Annotated in this window: 20 protein-coding genes; 8 read left to right on the top strand and 12 right to left on the bottom strand. The window is 60.3% G+C overall.

The window, feature by feature from the left end:
- Positions 1-144: 144 nt before the first annotated feature.
- Positions 145-2,034 (top strand): bifunctional sugar phosphate isomerase/epimerase/4-hydroxyphenylpyruvate dioxygenase family protein, encoded by a 1,890-nt coding sequence (locus tag PY649_RS04540; RefSeq protein ID WP_285866974.1) that lies wholly within the window; start codon positions 145-147, stop codon positions 2,032-2,034.
- A 9-nt stretch (positions 2,035-2,043) separates the two neighbouring features.
- Here PY649_RS04540 and PY649_RS04535 read toward each other — a convergent pair whose 3' ends face one another.
- The 3 genes from PY649_RS04535 to PY649_RS04525 form a co-directional block, all read right to left on the bottom strand.
- On the bottom strand, positions 2,044-2,718 hold the full coding sequence (locus tag PY649_RS04535; protein WP_285867190.1) for a GntR family transcriptional regulator: 675 nt from the start codon (positions 2,716-2,718) through the stop codon (positions 2,044-2,046).
- Positions 2,719-2,785: 67 nt separating this feature from the next.
- Positions 2,786-3,481: a GntR family transcriptional regulator gene (locus PY649_RS04530; protein WP_432761319.1), complete on the bottom strand. Its 696-nt coding sequence runs from the start codon at positions 3,479-3,481 to the stop codon at positions 2,786-2,788.
- 284 nt (positions 3,482-3,765) lie between these two features.
- The gene (locus tag PY649_RS04525; RefSeq protein ID WP_285866972.1) at positions 3,766-4,386 is read right to left on the bottom strand and encodes a CGNR zinc finger domain-containing protein; all 621 of its coding nucleotides are present in this window, start codon (positions 4,384-4,386) and stop codon (positions 3,766-3,768) included.
- Positions 4,387-4,536: 150 nt separating this feature from the next.
- Between PY649_RS04525 and PY649_RS04520 the strand changes: the two genes are divergently transcribed.
- The 6 genes from PY649_RS04520 (at position 4,537) to PY649_RS04495 (ending at position 8,594) form a co-directional block, all read left to right on the top strand.
- Positions 4,537-5,247, top strand: coding sequence for an alpha/beta fold hydrolase (locus PY649_RS04520; protein ID WP_285866971.1), 711 nt, complete (start codon positions 4,537-4,539; stop codon positions 5,245-5,247).
- Positions 5,248-5,281: 34 nt separating this feature from the next.
- Positions 5,282-5,917: a TMEM175 family protein gene (locus tag PY649_RS04515; protein ID WP_285866970.1), complete on the top strand. Its 636-nt coding sequence runs from the start codon at positions 5,282-5,284 to the stop codon at positions 5,915-5,917.
- Positions 5,918-5,930: 13 nt separating this feature from the next.
- Positions 5,931-6,770, top strand: a complete 840-nt coding sequence (locus PY649_RS04510) for an alpha/beta fold hydrolase (protein ID WP_285866969.1) — start codon at positions 5,931-5,933, stop codon at positions 6,768-6,770.
- Positions 6,771-7,095: 325 nt separating this feature from the next.
- A complete protein-coding gene (locus tag PY649_RS04505; RefSeq protein WP_285866968.1) occupies positions 7,096-7,533 on the top strand; it encodes a curlin in 438 nt (145 codons plus the stop codon).
- A gap of 71 nt (positions 7,534-7,604) precedes the next feature.
- Positions 7,605-8,006, top strand: coding sequence for a curli-like amyloid fiber formation chaperone CsgH (gene csgH / locus PY649_RS04500; RefSeq protein ID WP_285866967.1), 402 nt, complete (start codon positions 7,605-7,607; stop codon positions 8,004-8,006).
- Positions 8,007-8,180: 174 nt separating this feature from the next.
- Positions 8,181-8,594 (top strand): curlin, encoded by a 414-nt coding sequence (locus tag PY649_RS04495; RefSeq protein WP_285866966.1) that lies wholly within the window; start codon positions 8,181-8,183, stop codon positions 8,592-8,594.
- An 81-nt stretch (positions 8,595-8,675) separates the two neighbouring features.
- Here the strand turns inward: PY649_RS04495 and PY649_RS04490 are convergent, their stop codons facing one another.
- From PY649_RS04490 to PY649_RS04470, 5 genes are all read right to left on the bottom strand, one after another.
- The gene (locus tag PY649_RS04490; RefSeq protein ID WP_285866965.1) at positions 8,676-9,860 is read right to left on the bottom strand and encodes a M20 aminoacylase family protein; all 1,185 of its coding nucleotides are present in this window, start codon (positions 9,858-9,860) and stop codon (positions 8,676-8,678) included.
- A 79-nt stretch (positions 9,861-9,939) separates the two neighbouring features.
- Entirely contained in the window at positions 9,940-10,701 is a 762-nt protein-coding gene (locus tag PY649_RS04485; protein ID WP_285867189.1) for an amino acid ABC transporter ATP-binding protein, read from the bottom strand.
- Positions 10,702-10,715: 14 nt separating this feature from the next.
- Entirely contained in the window at positions 10,716-11,660 is a 945-nt protein-coding gene (locus tag PY649_RS04480; protein WP_285866964.1) for an amino acid ABC transporter permease, read from the bottom strand.
- Entirely contained in the window at positions 11,657-12,547 is an 891-nt protein-coding gene (locus PY649_RS04475) for an ABC transporter substrate-binding protein (RefSeq protein WP_285866963.1), read from the bottom strand. Before PY649_RS04475 ends, PY649_RS04480 begins: the two co-directional genes overlap by 4 nt.
- Before the next feature lie 44 nt (positions 12,548-12,591).
- A complete protein-coding gene (locus PY649_RS04470; protein ID WP_285866961.1) occupies positions 12,592-13,569 on the bottom strand; it encodes a substrate-binding domain-containing protein in 978 nt (325 codons plus the stop codon).
- Positions 13,570-13,671: 102 nt separating this feature from the next.
- On the opposite strand from PY649_RS04470, the gene PY649_RS04465 reads away from it, so the two are divergent.
- On the top strand, positions 13,672-15,000 hold the full coding sequence (locus tag PY649_RS04465; protein WP_285866960.1) for an aminotransferase-like domain-containing protein: 1,329 nt from the start codon (positions 13,672-13,674) through the stop codon (positions 14,998-15,000).
- A gap of 42 nt (positions 15,001-15,042) precedes the next feature.
- Here PY649_RS04465 and PY649_RS04460 read toward each other — a convergent pair whose 3' ends face one another.
- The 4 genes from PY649_RS04460 to PY649_RS04445 are packed head-to-tail and all read right to left on the bottom strand — an operon-like array spanning position 15,043 to position 19,325.
- On the bottom strand, positions 15,043-16,266 hold the full coding sequence (locus PY649_RS04460; protein WP_285866958.1) for a CaiB/BaiF CoA transferase family protein: 1,224 nt from the start codon (positions 16,264-16,266) through the stop codon (positions 15,043-15,045).
- A gap of 16 nt (positions 16,267-16,282) precedes the next feature.
- On the bottom strand, positions 16,283-17,416 hold the full coding sequence (locus PY649_RS04455; protein WP_285866957.1) for a type 2 periplasmic-binding domain-containing protein: 1,134 nt from the start codon (positions 17,414-17,416) through the stop codon (positions 16,283-16,285).
- Entirely contained in the window at positions 17,413-18,273 is an 861-nt protein-coding gene (locus PY649_RS04450; protein WP_285866956.1) for an SMP-30/gluconolactonase/LRE family protein, read from the bottom strand. The genes PY649_RS04455 and PY649_RS04450 overlap by 4 nt, the downstream gene beginning before the upstream one ends.
- Positions 18,273-19,325, bottom strand: coding sequence for an ABC transporter ATP-binding protein (locus PY649_RS04445; RefSeq protein ID WP_285866955.1), 1,053 nt, complete (start codon positions 19,323-19,325; stop codon positions 18,273-18,275). The genes PY649_RS04450 and PY649_RS04445 overlap by 1 nt, the downstream gene beginning before the upstream one ends.

Below are 19,325 nucleotides of genomic sequence, written 5' to 3'. Positions count from 1 at the left end.
CATAAATCAACATAGTTTTCGAAAATCATATGAGACTTTGCATTTGGTCAATTGAATTGAAATCATCCCGACATTCGCCATAATGCCATGAGGAGGGGACGGCGGTTTGCCCGTCGCGGCCCAAGCAAGGAGGAATTGCGAGCCATGAAGACGTCGATTGCGACTGTCACGATCTCAGGCGAACTGCCGGAAAAACTGGAAGCGATAGCGCGCGCCGGCTTCGACGGCGTGGAGATTTTCGAGAATGATTTTCTCGCGTTTGACGGCAGCCCGGCCGATGTCGGCAAGATGGCCAGGGATCTCGGCCTTGTCATCACGCTCTTCCAGCCCTTCCGCGATTTCGAGGGCATGCCGGAGACTTTGCGCGGGCGTACCTTCGATCGCGCCGAGCGCAAGTTCGACATCATGCAGGAGCTCGGCACCGACATGGTGCTCGTCTGCTCCAATGTCTCGCAAGCAGCCCTTGGCGGTATCGACCGGGCGGCAGCCGATTTTCGCGAGCTGGGGGAGCGGGCGGCCAAACGCGGGCTGAAAGTGGGCTATGAGGCGCTTGCCTGGGGCCGCTACGTCAACGACCATCGCGATGCTTGGGAGATCGTGCGGCGTGCAGACCATCCCAATGTCGGGCTGATCCTCGACAGTTTCCACTCCCTGTCGCGCAAGATCGACATCAATTCCATCCGCTCGATCCCCAAGGAAAAGATCTTCATCGTGCAGCTTGCCGATGCGCCGCTGATCGATATGGACCTGCTCTACTGGTCCAGGCATTTCCGCAACATGCCGGGAGAGGGCGATCTGCCGGTCACGGAATTTACCGAGGCCGTGGCCTCGACCGGATATGATGGCTTCTTCTCGCTGGAGATATTCAACGACCAGTTCCGCGGCGGCTCAACACGGGCGATCGCAGCGGACGGCCACCGCTCGTTGATCTATCTGGCTGACCAAATCCGCCGCAAGGTAGAGACCCCGATTGGCGCCGAGATGCCGGACCGCGCTGCCGTCAAAGGCGTTGGCTTCATCGAGTTTGCAACCGATGACGAGGAGGCAGTGGAGCTGGTCGGTATTCTCGAAGCGCTCGGCTTCCGCAAAGTGGCCGTGCATCGCTCCAAGAAAGTGACGCTCTTTCAGCAGGGCGACATCAGGATCATCATCAACGTCGATCCGCTGGGCTTTGCCAATGCCACCTATGCCGTGCACGGCACGTTCGCCTATGCGATGGCACTCGTCGTCGATGATGCCGCGGAAGCCTATGCCCGTGCCCTGGCGCTCGATGCCGAACCCTTCGCCCAGGCCGTCGCCGAAGGCGAGTTGCAGCTGCCGGCGATCCGCGGTGTCGGCGGCGGGCTGATCTATCTCATCGATCAGAAGAGCCCGCTCGGCCGTTTCTCCGAGATCGATTTCGAGACGGTCGCGGAGGAGGGTGGAGGCGAGGGCGCCGGTCTCCTGCAGATCGACCACATCGCCCAGACGGTCGCCTATGACGAAATGCTGACTTGGCTGCTTTTCTACACTTCGATCTTCGAGACCCACAAAACCCCCGTGGTCGATATCATCGATCCCTCCGGCGTGGTGCGCAGTCAGGTGATCGAAAGCAAGGCTGGGACACTTCGCGTCACCATGAACGGTGCTGAAAACCGCCGTACGCTCGCCGGCCATTTCATCGCCGAGAAATTCGGCTCGGGCATTCAGCATCTCGCGTTTTCGACCAATGATATCTTCGCAACCGCCGCACGCTTGCGCGCTAAGGGTTTCAAGTTTTTGCCGATCTCGGCGAACTATTACGACGACGTGGAAGCCCGCTTCGGGTTGGATCCGGAGCTGACTGAACGGCTGAAAGCGCAGAACATCCTCTATGACCGCGATGAGGAGGGTGAGTATTTTCAGCTCTACAGCGGCACCTTCGGGGAGGGGTTTTTCTTCGAGGTGGTGGAGCGCCGCGGCTATCGCGGCTATGGGGCGCCAAACGCGATCTTCCGGATTGCAGCGCTGAAGAAACAGATGCGTCCAGAGGGGCTTCCAAGAGATGCTATCTAGTTCGAAGCGCTACGGAATTCGACCGCTATTGAGTACATGATCCAGCCCGCTCTGGATATGGCGACGTATGGCCGCTTGGGCGCCTTCAATATCGCGCTTTAAAGCAAGCTGAAAAAGGAGCCGATGATCATCGACAACCGCTCGGCCGCGGAAACTGCGTGCCAGCATGTGATAACGCAGAAAGCGATCGAAGACGGACGAAAGTACCGTCATCAGCGTCGAAGAGTTGCAGGCCGAGACGATCGCCTGGTGGAACTCCCAATCATATCGTACCCAATCGATAGTTCGCGATGCATCCCCGGACAGCAGCGTCTTCTCGGCGGTCGCGAGTTTGTGGTGAGCTGCAACAATCCTTCCCTCCCACTCCAGGTCGCCTGCGGCAAAGGAGAGCGCGATCGCATGCGTTTCCAGAACGACACGAAGATCAGCGAGCTCCGCAAGCTCCTTACCGGAGGCGGGACTGACCTCGAAGCCACGCTGGCCCTCCGCAACGACTAGATTCTCGGTCGTCAGCCTGTTCAAGATTTCGCGAAGAGAAGAGACGCTGATCGAATACCGCTCCTTTGCCTGTTCGAGCTTGATCTTTGCGCCCGGCGCCAATTCGCCTGATATGATGTCGTCACGTATCCGGCGGAGGACGACGTCACTGACAGTTTCGTAAGATTCTTGTGCGGGCTTCAGCATGGTGTCCCTGATGTAACGAGCGCCGACCGACAATCCGGACGGTCCGTGCATAATCGAACTGCGAGCTTTAGAGTCGGTGCTTGAGGAGGGCGTGTTCAACTCCGCCCTCGATATGGCGCTTAAGGATGGTTTTGGCCGTCGTGCTGTCTCGCCGTAGCGCGGCTTCCAAGAGTTGCGCGTGCTCCTGTTCGGCTACACGACCACGATAAGACAAAGCCACCATTTGATAGCGCAGATATTTGTCGAAGATCGAAGAATGGGTTTCCATCAATAGGCGCGATCCGCAGGCTGAAATGAGCGCTTGATGGAATTCCCAGTCGTAGCGCTTCCAGTCTTCCGTTCTGCTTGTGTCCCCCGAGGCCATTATCTCTTCCATACGGGCAAGCTTATAGTGCGCGGCCATCAGCCCCGCTTCCCAGTCGACATCGCCACGCGCGAAAGATTGTTCAAGTGCGTGTTCTTCAAGAAGCAAGCGCAAGCCCGCAATCTCCCACAGATCGTCCTTTGAGATGGGGGCGACCTCAAAGCCGCGCTGCCCCTCGGCGACGACCATCCCTTCCGATGTCAAGCGGTTCAGGATCTCTCGAAGAGTGCTGACGCTTGTGTCGTAGGCGAGTTTCAAGGTTTCGAGCTTCAGCTTTTGCCCAGGGCGCAAACGACCGAAAAGGATATCTGCTTTGATTTGTCGATAGCTGCTCTCAGCAATCGTTTCGTTCAAGACCACCCGATCCAAAGTTTTCTCCGATATTACGGATTTTGTCATAGGTATACGGCGATCACGCTATTCAGGCAACTTCTATCAAAGCAGCTCATGGTCGTTGGGCAAAGCCAAAGAAATTGAAACTAGCGGACATCAGGCCGGCCAAGTTTCGCGGCGTTTGCACCCAGGCTGTCTCAAAAACAAGTTCGATAAATTAGCGCCTGTAGACGGCACCGGCCTCGTAGGCCCTGGGGATTGAGTTGCCTCAAGGCGTGGAAACTGGCTTCGAATCGAGCTACGGCAGTTCTGCTGCGTAGCTCCCATCCGGGCAAGAGCGCAGCGGCAAGTTACGTCAGCCTGTGTCGGTGCCGGTGGGCTGCCTGCTTGGCGCGGTTGCCGCAAAGCGCCATGCTGCACCAGCGCCTGCGGTGGCCGCGGGTGTGGTCGGCAAACAGCAGGGTGCAAGACGGGCCTTCGCACGCCTTTACATTCGAAAAATCTTCGGTGCAGACGAAGCGGCCAAGAGCCTCGCCGACCGGCAGCAACAATGCTTCCGGCGAGCGCCACTTGCGCATAGGTTGGAGTTCCAACGATTGGCCTTCATCCGTCTGTCGCGCGACCACGCGGCTGTAACCTTCGTCGCGCTCCAGCAGGCGGTTCAGTGGTTCCAACTCGGTGAGCGCGTCGGGCGTCAACGGCTTTCCCTTGTGCCCGCGGACGAAAGTCCGGAACCACTCGCGCAAGTTCCTTGCCTGATCGGCGACCTTATCCAACTCGCCCGGCAGCGCCTGCGCGCGCATTGCCTCAAGTGCTTCCGGCGAGACGAGGCCTGTCTGCTTAAGCCAGCGCAACAAGCCTTCGCCATCCTCGATCCAATCCACCGGCTCATCGACCGGCGTTGCCACCGAATTCAGGAAATCCAGTGCCAGCGCGTCGCCCAGAAAAAGGGCGGGAGAGTGGTTATCCATCACAAATCCTATTCCGGCTGCCACCTGCAACAGATGGCAGCCTCTCGAAAACCTTCTTCATATGTAACCTATCCAATGCCTATTGACAAGTTACGTTTTCTGATAGTAACCTGCTTGCGTCGATCAAATGGGTTACGAAGGAGAACTTGGATGTCACCTCAGTCAACGCATCAGCAGACTACGCACATTATGCTCGTCCATGGCGCCTGGGCGGATGGCTCCGGCTGGTCGAAGGTGATCAAGCCGCTTGCGGCCGAGGGCTTTGCCGTGACCGCGGCACCCTTGCCTTTGACATCCTATGCCGACGACGTCGAAGCGCTTGAGCATGCGCTGCATCGTGTGGCGGCACCGGTTGTTCTCGTTGGCCATGCCTACGCCGGAGCGGTTATCGCTGGTGTGAGGAATGAAAATGTAAAGGCGCTCGTTTATGTCGCGGCTCTCGCTCCGGACGAAGGCGAGACGGTTGCCGATGTCTTCTATCGCGGCGAACTCGATCCGCATGCGCCGCAGCTTGCGCCCGACGAAAACGGATCGATCTATTATCCGCGTGAAGCCTTCGCGGCAGCCTATGCACAGAACGCGAGTAACGACGAACTGGCGGTGCTTTCCGCTGTGCAAAGGCCGATATCGCCCGCCTGCATCATGGCGCCAGTCGCGCGGCCGCTCTGGAAGGATCGTGCCTCCTGGTATCTGGTCGCCGAAGATGACCGAATGATCGCCGCTGCCAACCAGCGCTTCATGGCAGACCGCATGCAGGCGGTTCAGCGGTCTTTCCCGGTCGATCATTCACCCATGGTGACTGCGCCGGAGGCGGTGCTGCAAGTCATCCGTGAAGCCGCGGCAAGTGTTGCCGGGACCTGAATTCACTGGCCAATCGACTTTGAGGAGCAGGCAAATGCACGAGCACAAGGTTACGACAGAGCGCGTCGGTGCGTTTTCGGACGGCATGATCGCCGTCATAATTACGCTCATGGCGCTGGAGCTGAAGGCGCCCGAGAGTGCAAGCGTTGAAGCCATTCTCGCACTCGGGCAGACGCTGCTGAGCTATGGACTGAGCTACCTGTTCATCGCCATCATCTGGGTCAATCACCATCATCTGCTACGGCTGGTGCCCTATGCCTCGCCGAAACTCATCTGGATCAATTTCGCGCATTTGTTCCTTGTCTCGCTGCTGCCCTTTACGACGGCCTGGATGGCACGCACGGACCTGGCACCGGTTCCAGTCGCCGCCTATGCGGCGGTGTTTGTGCTCGTCAATCTAGCCTACCTGCTTTTCGAGCGAGAAATTCTCAATCATGCCGCGGTCGCTGACGTGCCTGAACAGACCCGGAGGCTTGCCCGCCGGCGGACCCTGCTCGGTCTTGCCACGTTCATCGCCGCCGGCCTGACGGCGCCAGCTCTGCCGCTCCTCGGCTTTGGCCTGATCTGCTGCGCCCTGCTGCTCTACCTGCGACCTGAGATTTTTAGCCGGCCAACAGCAACACGGCGGTCGCCGGCCGCCGCCCATCACAGCCCCAACCACATCAACTGAAGGAAACATCACCATGACCACGATCACCTACCGCACAGTCACAGTCGATGGCACCAAGATCTTCTATCGCGAAGCAGGCACGAAGGGCGCCGCAAAACTGTTGCTGCTGCACGGCTTTCCAACCTCGAGCCACATGTTCCGCGATCTGATCCCGCTGCTGGCAGACCGGTATCATATCATCGCGCCTGACCTTCCGGGCTTCGGCCAGTCGGACGATCCTGTCGCCAACAGTTTCGATAGCATTGCAAACACGATCGACCGTTTCACCGAGATCGTCGGATTCGATAGCTATGCCGTCTATGTCTTCGACTACGGCGCGCCGACCGGCTTCCGTCTGGCGGTGAAACATCCGGAGCGCATCACGGCCATTATCTCCCAGAATGGCAATGCTTATGAGGAGGGCCTCAGCGAGGGCTGGAACCCGATCCAGGCCTATTGGCAGAATGCGACGGAGAAAAACCGCAACGCACTGAAGGCATTCCTGGGACCGGAGACGACGATCTGGCAATACACCCACGGCGTTCCGGATGCCGCCAGGATTTCGCCGGACGGCTATTCACTGGACAATTTCTACCTGTCGCGGCCGGGCGCAGAAACTGTGCAACTCGATCTCATGGGCGATTACAAGAGCAATGTGGCGCTCTATCCAACGTTCCAGGACTATTTCCGCAACCACAAGCCACGCCTCCTCGCGGTCTGGGGCAAGAACGACCCCTTCTTCCTTCCGCCGGGTGCTGAGGCCTTTCGCCGAGACATTCCGGAGGCGGTGATCAAGTTTTTCGAGACTGGTCACTTCGCGCTCGAAACTCATGCGGGAGAAATTGCCGCTGCAATCCGTGATTTCCTTGGCTGAAGCTCGCAAAAGAGCGAAGCCGTGTCCGACACAGTCGCTATCATTACCGGTGCCAGCCAGGGCACCGGTCAGGCGACCGCCATCCGGCTAGACTAGCCAAGGACCTTTCGAAGCTTGTGATCGATGCGTGACCGCCGATCAAACGCATCGGAGCGCCTTCCGGCGACCTACGTTCGTCCGCGCGTGCGCCGATCCGCAGTCATCTCCACCCGGCGTAAATCCTTCTGAACCGCAACTGAATAGTGCCTTCAGCATCCGTTCGAACGGCATCGCTTACAAGGAAGCTGTTCAACCCGCGGTCCCGTCCGCCAATGGAGACGCTCTCATGATCCGCAATTCTCTCATCGCATCCGCGCTTGTCGCTCTTGTCGGCCTTACCGCCGTTGCCCCTGCCATGGCCAACGATGTGAACATCGAGCAATATGGCTGGTCGAACTCGGCGGGCGGTGCCCAGAATGGCTTCAGAAACCGTATCCGGGTCTATCAGGACGGAGGCTACAACAGAATGGTCGGCCAGCAATACGGCAGTCACAATCTTTCGGCCATCGGTCAGCAAGGTGTCGGCAACTATGGTGCCACCTACCAGTACGGCAACCATAATGTCGCCGGCATCGGTCAGTTCGGCTCCAACCACACCACGATCCTCACCCAGGACGGCAACGGCAACATCGCCGCTGGCGTGCAGGTGGGCCATGGCTGCAACGCCAACGTCAGCCAGGGCGGCAGCGGCAACGTCGCCGCCTTCGTCCAGGCTTGCCCGTGATCGGCAGCATCAGCCGAGCGGCCGCGGAAAATTACCGCGGTCGCCGCTGACGAACCTCTAGGAGACGAACCATGCATGGCATCGTCAATCATCCCCGCCGCATCACGACGGCACTCGCCGTGGTCCTGGTTTCCGCGGGTGCGCTCGCGACCATGGCCGGTGCAGGCCAGTCCGGCGCGCCGCTGCGCTGCGAGATCAGTGCCACGCCCGAGGGCGGCATGCTGGCGCTGGAGGCGGTCGCTCACGCCGATAAGAGCGTGAGCGGCACCTATTCCTTCCATGTCGAAAGCGTCGGCCGTACCGGTGGCACGAATATCGAACAGTCAGGTGACTTTCATGCCGCGCCAGGCCAATCCGCCACGCTCGGCACCGTAACCCTCGATGCGAAAGGTGGTGTCTATGACGCCGTGCTCGACATGAGCGTCGGTGGTCAGCGCGTCGGCTGCACGCAACGGGTTGGTGGCGCGACCTGATCGCATCGGCCTCGTTTGCGAATCCGTTGAGTAAGAGGGCGTCGATCTTCGGCGCCCTTTTTGCTGAGCCGAAGAAGATTGAACGACAGTTGAACGGCGAATTCCGGCGCCGTTCAGCAGCAATATGGGAAAGTTGTTTCCAGGCTGAAGGCAGCCGAAAAATGGAGACGAGGGATGACCCGCATCATGTTCAAGACGCTTGCCGCTGCTCTTCTTGCCGGCAGCATAGGTCAGGTGGCTCTGACCGCGCCGGCTCAGGCCGGAGGTTGGATTTCGGCGACCTATGCACCGCCCGGCGCTGAAGACGCTGGCGTGCTGGCAACCGGTCTGCGTCTCTATTCGATGTATCGCGGCTGGCACAACGCCAGCATCCGCCAATCGGGACACGGCAATGCCGCCGGCATCGGCCAGAACGGTCGCGGTGATCTTGGTATCATCCAGCAGCGGGGCGATGGCCACTCCGCCACTCTGCAGCAGAATGGCAATGACAATGCCTACGGCATTTTCCAGTTCGGCAGGCGCACCGCCGCCAATATCGAACAGGATGGCGACGGTGGCAGCGGCGTCACCTTCAGCTATGGCTGGTAACCCATCGCACGCACGGTTTGGCCGGGAAGGCGTCTTTGTCGGCAGCCCTGAGTGCACTCGCCGCCCGAAATCCCTGCCCTGCTAATCTGCGTCGAGATAGCGCTCGGTCAGTCGCGCCCACATGGCGGCGCCAGCAGTGAGGCTTTCGTCGGCGAAGTCATATTTGGCGCTGTGCAGGATTGGGGAATCGACGCCGTTGCCGAGGCGCAGGAAGCTGCCGGGCTTGTGTTCCAGGAAATAGGAGAAGTCCTCGCTGCCTGGAATGAGATTGCATAGGCCGACGTTATCTGCGCCGACGAGTTCCTCGGCCACCATGCGCGCAAATTCGGTTTCCTTCTCCGAATTGACGACGACCGGATAGCCGTGGACGTAGTCGATATCGACGCTGGCGCCGTAACCTTCGGCGACGGATTGCGCCAGCTTGCGAATTCTCGTTTCGAGAAGTTCGCGGATATTCGGATCGAAGGAGCGCACGCTTAGCGCCATCTTCGCGCTTTCGGGAATGACATTCGATGCTTCGCCGGCGTGGATGGTGCCAACCGTCACGACAGCCGTCTGCGTCGGGTCGATGCTGCGGGCAACCACCGTCTGTAGGCTGACGACGAGATTGCAGGCGACCACGATGGGATCGATGGTCAGATGCGGCCGCGAGGCATGGCCGCCCTTGCCCGTGATGGTGATCTCGACGGTATCGGCTGCCGCCATCAGCGGCCCGGAACGCATCAGCCAAGTACCTTCCGGGGCGCCTGGGTGATTGTGCAGGCCGAAAATCGCGTCGAAGGGGAAACGCTCGAACAGGCCGTCCTTGATCATCGCTTGTGCACCGCTGATGACGCCTGCTTCTTCGGCTGGCTGGAAGATCAGGTTCACTGTGCCGTTGAAACGGCGCGTGCGGGCTAGATATTCAGCGGCGCCCAAAAGCATGGTCGTGTGGCCATCATGACCGCAGGCATGCATCTTGCCCGGCACCTTGCTCGCATAGGGGCGGCCGGTCTGTTCGACGATCGGCAGGGCGTCCATGTCCGCGCGGATTGCGATGCTTTTCTTGCCGGCTCCGACTGTCAGCCGGGCGACGACGCCATGGCCGCCGACATTGCGCGTCACCTCGTAGCCCCAAGCCTCCAGTTTCTCGGCCACGAATCGCGCGGTTTTCGCTTCCTCGAAGGAGAGCTCGGGATTGGCGTGAAGATGCTCGCGGATGCCGGTCAGTTCGGCCTTCATCGGTTCGAAGTCCGACAGGCGTGCGAAATCGTTGTCGAGGGTCATGGCAATTCCAAAGGTTTGTTCGCTTGAGCCGCCATCCGCCATATTGCGTGCCGGCCTAACTGATGATGGTGCTGCCGCGCTAGATGAAGCGCGATAGGAAGCTTCTTGTGCGGGGATGCTGCGGATTGCCGATTACATCCTCCGGCTTGCCCTGCTCGACGATCTTGCCGCCGTCCATGAAGACGACTCGGTCTGCCGCTTCGCGGGCGAAGCCGATCTCGTGGGTAACGACGATCATCGTCAAGCCCTGCTTGGCAAGGTCGCGCATGGTGGCGAGCACCTCGCCGACGAGTTCAGGATCCAGCGCAGAGGTCGGTTCGTCGAACAGCATCAGCTTCGGCTTGATCGCCAATGCTCTCGCAATCGCCACGCGCTGCTGCTGGCCGCCGGAAAGCTGCCGCGGGTAGTTGTTGGCCTTGGCTGAAAGCCCGACGCGGTCCAACAGTGCCAGCGCATTCTCGGTCGCCTGCTTCCGGCTTTCGCCGTGGATGCCGATCGGTGCCTCGATGACGTTCTGCAGCGCCGTCATATGCGGGTAGAGATTGAACTGCTGGAACACCATGCCGATCTTGCGCCGCTGCAGAGCGATCGCATGGTTGGACAGCTTTACAAGTCGCCCCTTGTTCAGCCGGTAGCCGATCTGCTCTCCATCCACTTCGATCGATCCGCGATTGATCGATTCCAGATGATTGATGCAACGCAGGAAGGTCGATTTGCCCGATCCCGATGGCCCGAGGATAACGACCACTTCGCCCGGCGTCACATCGAGGTCGATGCCTTTCAGCACTTCGAGGCTCTCGAAGGACTTGTGAACGTTACGCGCCTGTACCAGCGGCGGCATATTGACGATAGGGTTCACTGACCCGCCTCCTGTGCCGGCACGAGCGCCGGTGTGCTGTCCTTTGCGGCCTTTGTTGTGCCGGCGCGGCGGTCGGCGCGGCTATAGTGGCGCTCGATGTAACTCTGGCCGATATTCAGCACCGACGTGATCAGCAGGTACCAGATGACCGCGACGAGCAGCATCGGGATGACCTCGAAGGTGCGGTTATAGATCGACTGCACGGAGTAGAGCAGGTCCGCCATCGCGATGACGCTGACGAGAGACGTTGCCTTGATCATGCTGATGAGCTGGTTGCCCGTCGGCGGCACGATCGAGCGCATGGCTTGAGGGATGATGATGCGGCGGAGCGCACGGATACGCGTCATGCCGAAGGCTTCCGCCGTCTCGAACTGGCCCCTGTCGACCGAGAGCAAGCCGCCGCGAATGATCTCAGCCATATAGGCCGCTTCGTTGAGCGCCAGGCCGGCGATGGCCGCTGTCATCGGGCTGATGACCGAATTCGTGTCCCAGCTAATGAATGTCGGGCCGAAGGGGATGCCGATCGACAGCGTCGGGAAGAGCGTGGAGAGATTGTACCAGAAGATCAGCTGTACCAGCAGCGGCGTGCCCCGGAAGAACCAAATGTAGAGCGAGGCCAGGGAGCTTGCGAGCGTATCCTTGGACAGTCGGGCGATCGCCAACAGCAGGCCGAGCACGATGCCGAAGGCCATGGCAACAACAGTCAGACCGAGAGAGACATAGAGGCCGCTGATGACGACGGGATCGAAGAAATATTGGGCGACGACGTGCCAGCCGAAGTTTTCGTTATGGCCGACCGACCAGGCGCAATAGGCCGCGATCAACAGTGTTATGACCCAGGCCGCCACACGGCCCTTCGGGAACGGTGTGTGGGCATTCGCCACATCGCGTTCGGACGCATCGCCGAATGGCGATGCGATGTTTCCGGCATTTCTGCTCATTTTGGCAACGTCCCGCCAAGATTGATACCCGGTTCCTTGATCATGTTGTTCTCAAGGCCCCATTTCTTCATGATGGCGGCATAGGTGCCGTTGTCCATGAGAACCTTGACGACATCCTTCAGAATGGGACCGAGCGGCGAGCCTTTCGGCACCACGGCGCCCTGATAGAGATCTTCGAAGCCGTTCTTCTGGCCGACGCCGGTCAGCTCGAGCAGGCCGTTTGCCTGCGACACGAAATAGGTGAGCGGTGCCTGCGAAGAGAAGAAGGCGTCGGAGCGCTTGGAGCGAACGGCGAGGATCGAGCTTGGCTGGTCCGTGAAGGACTGAACCTCGACCGCGGCCTTGCCGTCTGTCTTGCATTTCTCGGCCTGAACCTGGATCACCTTTTCGGCCGATCCGCCGGCCATGACGGCTATGCGCTGGCCGCATGCGGTGTCGAGCGAGGTGATGCCCTTCGGATTGCCCTTTTGAACGGCGAAGACGACGTATTCCTGCACCCAGTCGACGAAGTCATTGGCCTCCTCGCGGCTCTTGAAATCGCCGATCGGGCCAAAGGCAAACTGATAGCGGCCGGAATTGATGCCTGCGAGGATGGCAGGCAGGCCGCTGACGCTCTCGTGCTCGATCTTCACGCCGAGCACCTGACCGATCGCATCGGTCAGGTCGGCGCTGGCTCCGGTCAACTTAGTCCCGGTGACGATTTCATAGGGAGGGAACGAGCCGTTGTTGACGGAGATCATCTTGCCGGCGGTGCGGATCGCTTCCGGTAGCTTGGCCTGCAGATCGGCGTTGACCGAGAGTTTCGGCAGACCAGCATCCTGCGCGAAGGCGGCGCCCGACATCATCAGGCTTGCCACGGCAAGGTAGGTCATTTTCTTCAGCGACATATTCATTCCCCTTTTGCTTTGTGTCTCTGATTTTCAATCGATGGTTAGGCCGCGCTCGTCCGGCTGCCGTCGATGTCGAACGGAAAGAGTTCTTCCGGCGTCATCAACCGCGGCAGGATGCCCTGCACATGCAGTTCACCAGCGAAATCGGCGATCATCTTGCGATTGGCGGCAAAGCCGCTCGCATCCCAGCCTTCGGGTAGCTCGGATGCCGATTTCAGCAGCTCATCGAGCATGAAGGGCGTGGTGTCGGCATATTTGCGCCGCTTGCTCAGCCAGACGCGCTGCGATTCATCGATCAGGTTGCTCAGCTCGGCGATGACCCACGGATGCTCTGCGACGAATTCCTTTTTAAATCCGATCAGGTGCATACCCGGTACATAACCCACATCTGCAAAATAGCGATGTTCGGCAGCTCGGAAATCCGGCAGGACCTGGCGGAAGCCAGAACCGCCGGCGAAATAGCCGTCCGGCATGAAAGGCGTAAAAATTGCGTCGAGCCGACCCTCCTCGAGCAGATGCACCATCGGTCTTTCGCCCGGTGCCGCCTCGATACGGCCGGGACGGCCGAACCCGTCGAGGCGGTCAACGATCGGATGGGCCACGGTAAGGCGACCGGCATACCACATGGCATCCTCGACACCTACGCCTTCCCGACGGAGTGCCGCACGCGTCCAGGTGTTGCCGGAGTCACGCCAGCCGGTGACGCCGATACGCTTGCCGGCGAGCTGGGCAAAGGTCGTGATCGGGCTGTCTTTCGTGGTGATAACACAGCGGTGGCGGAAACCGCGCATTATGAAATTCGGTATGCCGACCACGCTGTCGTCACCGTCGATACGCAATTGCGTATAGCGGCTGAAGGAGGTTTCCGCTGCATCGTGGGCCTCGCTCTTGCCGACATGGGAGATAAGCGTGCCGACCCGATCCACCTTGATGTCGAGTTTTGAAGAGGAGACGTCGCCCAGGACCAAAGGCGTCATGTAGTCCCAGTCACGGAGGGCAAGGCGAAGAGTAATGGGCATGAAAAACACTCGCGGAGAAAACTTGCTTTTCCATTGAGTAAATGTTCAAAATATCGCGATCAAATGTTATTACGTTATTGAACATTAAAAATGGTGCGAAGAATGAGCGAAGATCGGGACGCGAAATGGTTTGCGGAAAAGCTAACCGATCGGACGATCCGCGGTATCGCGCTTGAAACGAGCGCGCTGATCCGCGCCGGCGCGCTGACGGTCGGCACCAAGCTGCCACCGATCCGCGACCTTGCCTTTGCGCTCGGCGTAAGCCCGGCGACTTTGTCGGAAGCGTGGAGCGAGCTTAGACGTCAGAAGATCATCAGTGGCCGCGGTAGGAATGGCACATGGGTCAGCGGTGATCGTTTCGTCGCCAAGCCGGCGCGGCTTGCAAGCGTCGGTGATTATGGCAGCGACGCTTTGAACCTCACGGCGGCCGTTCCAGATGTGAAACTGCTGCCGAAGCTGGAAGCGGCGATGGCCTATGGAGCATCGGCTGAGAATCTCAACAGTTACGAACGCAGCCGCATCCTGCCGGAGCTGGAGGAGCAGGTCAGGAAGACCTGGCCTTACGAGCCGGAGGCATTCCTGGCGACCAATGGCGGCTATAATGCCGTCTACACCTTGATCAATGCGCTGGTCATGCCGGGCGTTGCGGTTGCGATCGAAGACCCGACCGGCATGCGCCTTCTGGATATTCTGGAAGATCGCGGTGCGCGCATCATTTCGGTGAAATGCGATGAGGAGGGGCCGCTGCCGTCTTCGCTCGAAGAAGCGCTGAAATATCGCCCGGTCGCTTTCATCTTTCAGCCGCGTATACATTCCGTCACAGGTCAGAGCGTCAGCTCGGCACGCATGGCGAGCATCGCAGAGATACTTCGGGACAAGGACACATTGATCGTGGAGGACGATGGCGTTGCCGATATCTCCACGGCGCCACGCCACTCGATGGGGCATCTCTATCCCGATCGCGTCATCCATATCCTGTCTTACTCGAAGACACATGGGCCGGATCTGCGGCTGGCGGTGCTGTCGAGTTCGCGGGCGATCGTCGAGCAGATTCAATCCTATCGCAGCTTCAGTGCCGGTTGGACGAGCCGAATCCTGCAAGCGGCGGTCGCCTGGCTGCTGCGCGATCCGGCAACGGCGGCCTGCCTGGATCATGCCCGCGAAATCTATCATCAGCGCCGGGCCGGCCTCATCGATGCGTTGGGTGAGCGCGGCGTGGAAGCACACCACGGGGAAGGGCTGTGCGCCTGGATACCAGTCTCCTCCGAACCCTTCGCAATGGTAACGCTCGCGGCGCGCGGCATTGCGGTGCATCCGGGTGCAAAGTTCTCGATCCTGCCCAGCAGCCACTTGCGCGTTGCGACGGCCAAACTCTCCGAACGACTTGAGGAAGTCGCGGACGCTATCGCGCTTGCCTCCATTCACACCTGACGAGGCTTATTGCTTGGCGCTTATGCCTTTGCGACCATTCAGCTAACCCCGCGGCTCGTCAGCATAGGCCATACCCGAAGCAAGCCAGTCGCCGATCTGCTTATCCGAGTAGCCGAACTCACGCAAAATTTCGCGGGTATGCTGTCCGACCAGGGGGGCTGGCTGGCGGATCGTTGCGGGTGTTTCCGAAAGGCGCACCGCCGGAGCAACGACCTTGACCGTTCCAGCGCGCGGATGCTCATAGCTCGTCACCAGCTGCATATGGCGCACCTGCGGGTCTTCGGCCGCCTGAAGATGGGATTTGACTTCGCCGCACCAGATGTCGGCCGCCAGCAGGGCTTCCATCAAGTCCGCACTCGTCCATTTGCCTGTTTCGACGGCAAGCCTGCGCCAGATCTCGTCGCGCTGCGCAAACAGCTTTTCCGGATCGTCGTAGGCGAGAAGCTCGTCATTGCCGAGCACGCCGACCAGTGTGCGATAGGGGCTCATGGCGATCGTCACCCAGCCGTCTTTCGTCGGATAGGTGCCAAACGGTGCATCCATGCCGGGATGGCCGATACCCGAGCGCGGGCGCTGGAAATCCTCGTTGAAATTGAGGGCCATGACCATTTCCTGGTTTTGATGGGCAAGCATGCCCGCCAGAAGGTTGACCTTGACCTCCTGCCCGAGCCCGGATTTCTCGCGCCAATAGAGCGCGGAAAGGATGCCATAGACCATGTTCATCGCACCGATCTGGTCGGAGAAGCCGGCCCCGACCGGCGTTGGCGGTGCGTCGGCCTGGCCGGTCGCGGCCATAATGCCGGTCAGACCCTGGACAAGCATGTCCTGGCCGGGACGATCCACATAGGGGCCGTCCTCGCCATAGCCCGAACCCGAGCAGTAGATGATGCGCGGGTTGATAGCGCGAAAATCCTCGTAGCCATAGCCCAGCGCCTTCAACACGCCGGGTCGGAAATTCTGGACGACGATGTCGGCGCTCCTTGCCATCTCCATGATGACGGACTTGGCTTCCGGCGATTTGAGATTAAGGGCGATGGAACGCTTGTTGCGGTTCCAGGCAAGGAAATTCGGGCTTTCTGTGCCGCCGACCCACTTGTTGCGGAAGGTCAGCGAGCGGAAGAGATCGCCCTTGCCCGGCCGCTCGATCTTGATGACGTCGGCTCCCATGTCGGCAAGCAACTGCGTTGCAAAGGGACCCTGCAGCAGATGCGAGAAATCGAGGATACGGATGCCCGTGAGGGCGGCGGGAGTGGAAGCTTCGGTCATGTCATCATCCTCTGATCTATTCGATATGCCCTCGGGCTCCGTGGCGCGCCCGGCGCCAGAGGCTGCGAAGGTAAGAAAGGGTAGTTTCGGGGTTTTCACGACGCTCCAGCGCCGCACGGATGCATTCGGCCGCCGCCGTTTGGAAGGCGATATAGCCATCGAAGCGCGGGCGCAGCAGCGCTGTCTCGGCGGTGCTAAGCGTATTGCGGTAGAACTCTCCCCACAGGCCGTTGACCTCCGCATCCTGCCAAGCCGCCCGCGCAGAGGGTTGACCTCCGAAGGCGGGGAAGATCTCGATCTGCGTGCGCATCGAGAGCAGCGAGGCGATATGCGCGAGAAGGTCTGCTGTCGGGTGGCAGCGGCGCGAGAAGGCGATGCCTGTGCCGCCGATTACGCCGCCCTTGCCACCTGCGGCACGGATGGTATCGCTAAAGCCGATGGCACGGGCGCCGTAGCGCGAAAATGCGTAGGTGACATAGCCGAACACCAGGGGCACGAGCGCGATGTCCTCGCTTCGCACCATGGCTTCCAGTAGGGCGATGGGATTGAGCCTCTCGCTGCCGGCGCGCCGAAGCGCGTAAAGCCGATTCATGATATCGAGCGCGCTGGCCGCCTCAATATCCGACAGGAAATCTTCGCGGGCGACCTGCCCCCCAGCGCCTGCGACCATCGACATTAAAGTCAGGACCGCGTGCGGGCCGGCGAGCGACAGGGCTACGGGCAGATGCCGCGCGTGCTCGACAACCTCTTCCCAATCGCGTGGCGGTTCCGCGATGTAATCGATGCGGCGCGCCATGACCTGCGTCGCCACATCCAGCGGCAGAGCCCAGGTTCGGCCGTCCCAACGGTAGCTGGCTGCCGATGGGCCGACGCTATCGCGCTGCCAAGCCTGCAGCAGTTCGGTCGGATAGAGATCTTCGAGTGGAAGGAAACACTCTTCCGCAACCGCCTCGCCGATATGCGGATGATCCATGACGAGCAGGTCATTGCGCTCGGCAAGCTCGGCGATGGGGGCGCTCTCGAAACCTTCGAGCGGCTGCTTGTTCCAATGGATCAGCGGCGTGGAGCGGCCCTCGTTGACGCGGCGCGCGGTTTCGGCCAGCGCATCGTAACCACGAGGATGATCCCAGGTGAGACCAATGAAGGTCATGCTGTCGCCCTCCAGAGAGAGGTTGCGCCGATATCGCAATCGACAACAGCAATGTGCCAACGGCCGAGATTGGCCGCGTAGAGCTTGTTGCCGTCGAAGGCTACGTTCGTCGGATGGCACAGCACATGCGCCGTCGGATCCTCCGCCAGCACATTGACCGTGCCTGCCGCGTCCACTCGCAGGATGCGCGAGGGCTCATAGAGCGAGATCAGCAGATTGCCACCGTCGTCGAAAGCCAATCCATCCGGGTAGCCGGGCAGGTTTGTAACATAGGGTGTGATCGCTCCAGCACGGCCATCGGGTTCGATCGCGACACGCGAGACGCTCTGGGCAAAGGTCTCGCAAACATAGAGAGCCTCTTCGCCCGATCGCATGGCGAGGCCATTTGCGAAGGTGAAAGCGCGGTCGCACCAAAGCTCGCCCGGCCCACCGGCAAGATCGAAAGACCAGATACCGGGTCCTGCGCGTTCGGAATCGTGACTGTCGGAAACGAGAAGCCGCCCCCGGCGCCGATCGATGACGGGATAGTTGGGAATACGCAGCCCGGGTGCTTCAAGACGGGCAAGATCATGCGTGGACAGATCGAGCCGGAATACTGCGGCATGTTTCAGATCGCAGACGTAGAGCGCGCGATCGCCATCAAATGCCAGGCCGAGAATGAAGCCGCCTGTTTCGGCGATTCGTTCGATCGTATTGCCATCAGGCGCGATACGGCAGATATCGCCATCGTGGTTGCCGCACCAGATCCAGCCATCCGGGCCGATCGCCACGCCCTCCGGATGGCTGAGCCGTGGCTCGCTCCAGATGCCGTCGAAGAAGACGCGCATCCGGTCGCGGGATAGAAGTGGAGACGACATCAGGCCTCTCCCCGCCGCTCGCCGCTCGCCGCATCGAAGATGTGCATGCGCCCGGCTTCGAAACTCAGTTCGACCGTGCTGCCGATTGTGCGCCCGTCTTCCGGCGCAAGCTTTGCCGCGATCAAGGTATCACCGGCCTTGACGGTGAGGATGGTGCAATCGCCCAACAATTCTGAGGAAAAGACGGTGCCAGTGAAATGGCCACCTCCCTGGGGGGCGAGCCTGACATGCTCGGGCCGCACGCCGAGGATAATCTCACCGTCCGGCTGGCTGAGCGCAAATCGCCCGCCATCGCTTTCGAACCGGCCGCCCGAGACATGACCGGGCAGCAGGTTCATCGGCGGCGAGCCGATGAAGGCTGCCACGAACGTGTTGGCGGGTCGGGCGTAGATTTCCGCAGGGGTGCCGATCTGCTGGATCACGGCCTTGTTCAGCACCACGATACGGTCCGCCAATGTCATTGCTTCGACCTGATCGTGAGTGACGTAGATGGTCGTAACCCCAAGATCGCGCTGCAGGTTCTTGAGCTCGCCGCGCATCACGGTGCGCAACTTGGCATCGAGGTTGGAAAGCGGTTCGTCCATCAGGAAGACCTGCGGCTTGCGCACGATCGCGCGGGCAAGCGCCACGCGCTGCCTCTGGCCGCCCGAAAGCTCCGCCGGACGGCGGCTCAGGAGATGCAGCATATCCACCCTCTGCGCCGCCTCACGAACCAGCGCTTCGCGTTTGGCTCGCTCCAGCCTGCGGATCTTGAGTGGGTAGCCGATATTCTCGCCGACGGTCATATGCGGATAGAGGGCATAGTTTTGAAACACCATCGCAAGGTCGCGGTCGCGAGCGGGCATCTCGTTGACCCTGCGTCCGCCGATCAGGATATCCCCGGACGTCGGCTCTTCGAGGCCGGCGACGATGCGCATGGTCGTGGACTTGCCGCAGCCAGACGGGCCAAGCAGAACGAGGAATTCTCCGTCGCCGATGATCAGATCCAGCCCGCCAAGTGCGGTGTAGGCGCCAAAGCTCTTCGTGAGCTTACGCAACTCGATTGCGGCCAT

The sequence above is a fragment of the Rhizobium mayense genome, from assembly GCF_030272705.1.
Lineage (GTDB): Bacteria > Pseudomonadota > Alphaproteobacteria > Rhizobiales > Rhizobiaceae > Rhizobium > Rhizobium mayense.
Note: the sequence above shows the minus strand (reverse complement) of the source record. Positions and strands in the feature narration are given on the sequence as shown.

What these genes read in the sequence shown, in the direction of transcription:
- PY649_RS04540 (WP_285866974.1), top strand. Translation starts at nt 145, where the DNA reads ATGAAGACGTCGATTGCGACTGTCACGATCTCAGGCGAACTGCCGGAA.
- PY649_RS04535 (WP_285867190.1), bottom strand. Translation starts at nt 2,718, where the DNA reads ATGCTGAAGCCCGCACAAGAATCTTACGAAACTGTCAGTGACGTCGTC.
- PY649_RS04530 (WP_432761319.1), bottom strand. Translation starts at nt 3,481, where the DNA reads ATGACAAAATCCGTAATATCGGAGAAAACTTTGGATCGGGTGGTCTTG.
- PY649_RS04525 (WP_285866972.1), bottom strand. Translation starts at nt 4,386, where the DNA reads ATGGATAACCACTCTCCCGCCCTTTTTCTGGGCGACGCGCTGGCACTG.
- PY649_RS04520 (WP_285866971.1), top strand. Translation starts at nt 4,537, where the DNA reads ATGTCACCTCAGTCAACGCATCAGCAGACTACGCACATTATGCTCGTC.
- PY649_RS04515 (WP_285866970.1), top strand. Translation starts at nt 5,282, where the DNA reads ATGCACGAGCACAAGGTTACGACAGAGCGCGTCGGTGCGTTTTCGGAC.
- PY649_RS04510 (WP_285866969.1), top strand. Translation starts at nt 5,931, where the DNA reads ATGACCACGATCACCTACCGCACAGTCACAGTCGATGGCACCAAGATC.
- PY649_RS04505 (WP_285866968.1), top strand. Translation starts at nt 7,096, where the DNA reads ATGATCCGCAATTCTCTCATCGCATCCGCGCTTGTCGCTCTTGTCGGC.
- csgH (WP_285866967.1), top strand. Translation starts at nt 7,605, where the DNA reads ATGCATGGCATCGTCAATCATCCCCGCCGCATCACGACGGCACTCGCC.
- PY649_RS04495 (WP_285866966.1), top strand. Translation starts at nt 8,181, where the DNA reads ATGACCCGCATCATGTTCAAGACGCTTGCCGCTGCTCTTCTTGCCGGC.
- PY649_RS04490 (WP_285866965.1), bottom strand. Translation starts at nt 9,860, where the DNA reads ATGACCCTCGACAACGATTTCGCACGCCTGTCGGACTTCGAACCGATG.
- PY649_RS04485 (WP_285867189.1), bottom strand. Translation starts at nt 10,701, where the DNA reads ATGCCGCCGCTGGTACAGGCGCGTAACGTTCACAAGTCCTTCGAGAGC.
- PY649_RS04480 (WP_285866964.1), bottom strand. Translation starts at nt 11,660, where the DNA reads ATGAGCAGAAATGCCGGAAACATCGCATCGCCATTCGGCGATGCGTCC.
- PY649_RS04475 (WP_285866963.1), bottom strand. Translation starts at nt 12,547, where the DNA reads ATGTCGCTGAAGAAAATGACCTACCTTGCCGTGGCAAGCCTGATGATG.
- PY649_RS04470 (WP_285866961.1), bottom strand. Translation starts at nt 13,569, where the DNA reads ATGCCCATTACTCTTCGCCTTGCCCTCCGTGACTGGGACTACATGACG.
- PY649_RS04465 (WP_285866960.1), top strand. Translation starts at nt 13,672, where the DNA reads ATGAGCGAAGATCGGGACGCGAAATGGTTTGCGGAAAAGCTAACCGAT.
- PY649_RS04460 (WP_285866958.1), bottom strand. Translation starts at nt 16,266, where the DNA reads ATGACCGAAGCTTCCACTCCCGCCGCCCTCACGGGCATCCGTATCCTC.
- PY649_RS04455 (WP_285866957.1), bottom strand. Translation starts at nt 17,416, where the DNA reads ATGACCTTCATTGGTCTCACCTGGGATCATCCTCGTGGTTACGATGCG.
- PY649_RS04450 (WP_285866956.1), bottom strand. Translation starts at nt 18,273, where the DNA reads ATGTCGTCTCCACTTCTATCCCGCGACCGGATGCGCGTCTTCTTCGAC.
- PY649_RS04445 (WP_285866955.1), bottom strand. Translation starts at nt 19,325, where the DNA reads ATGGCCGCAATCGAGTTGCGTAAGCTCACGAAGAGCTTTGGCGCCTAC.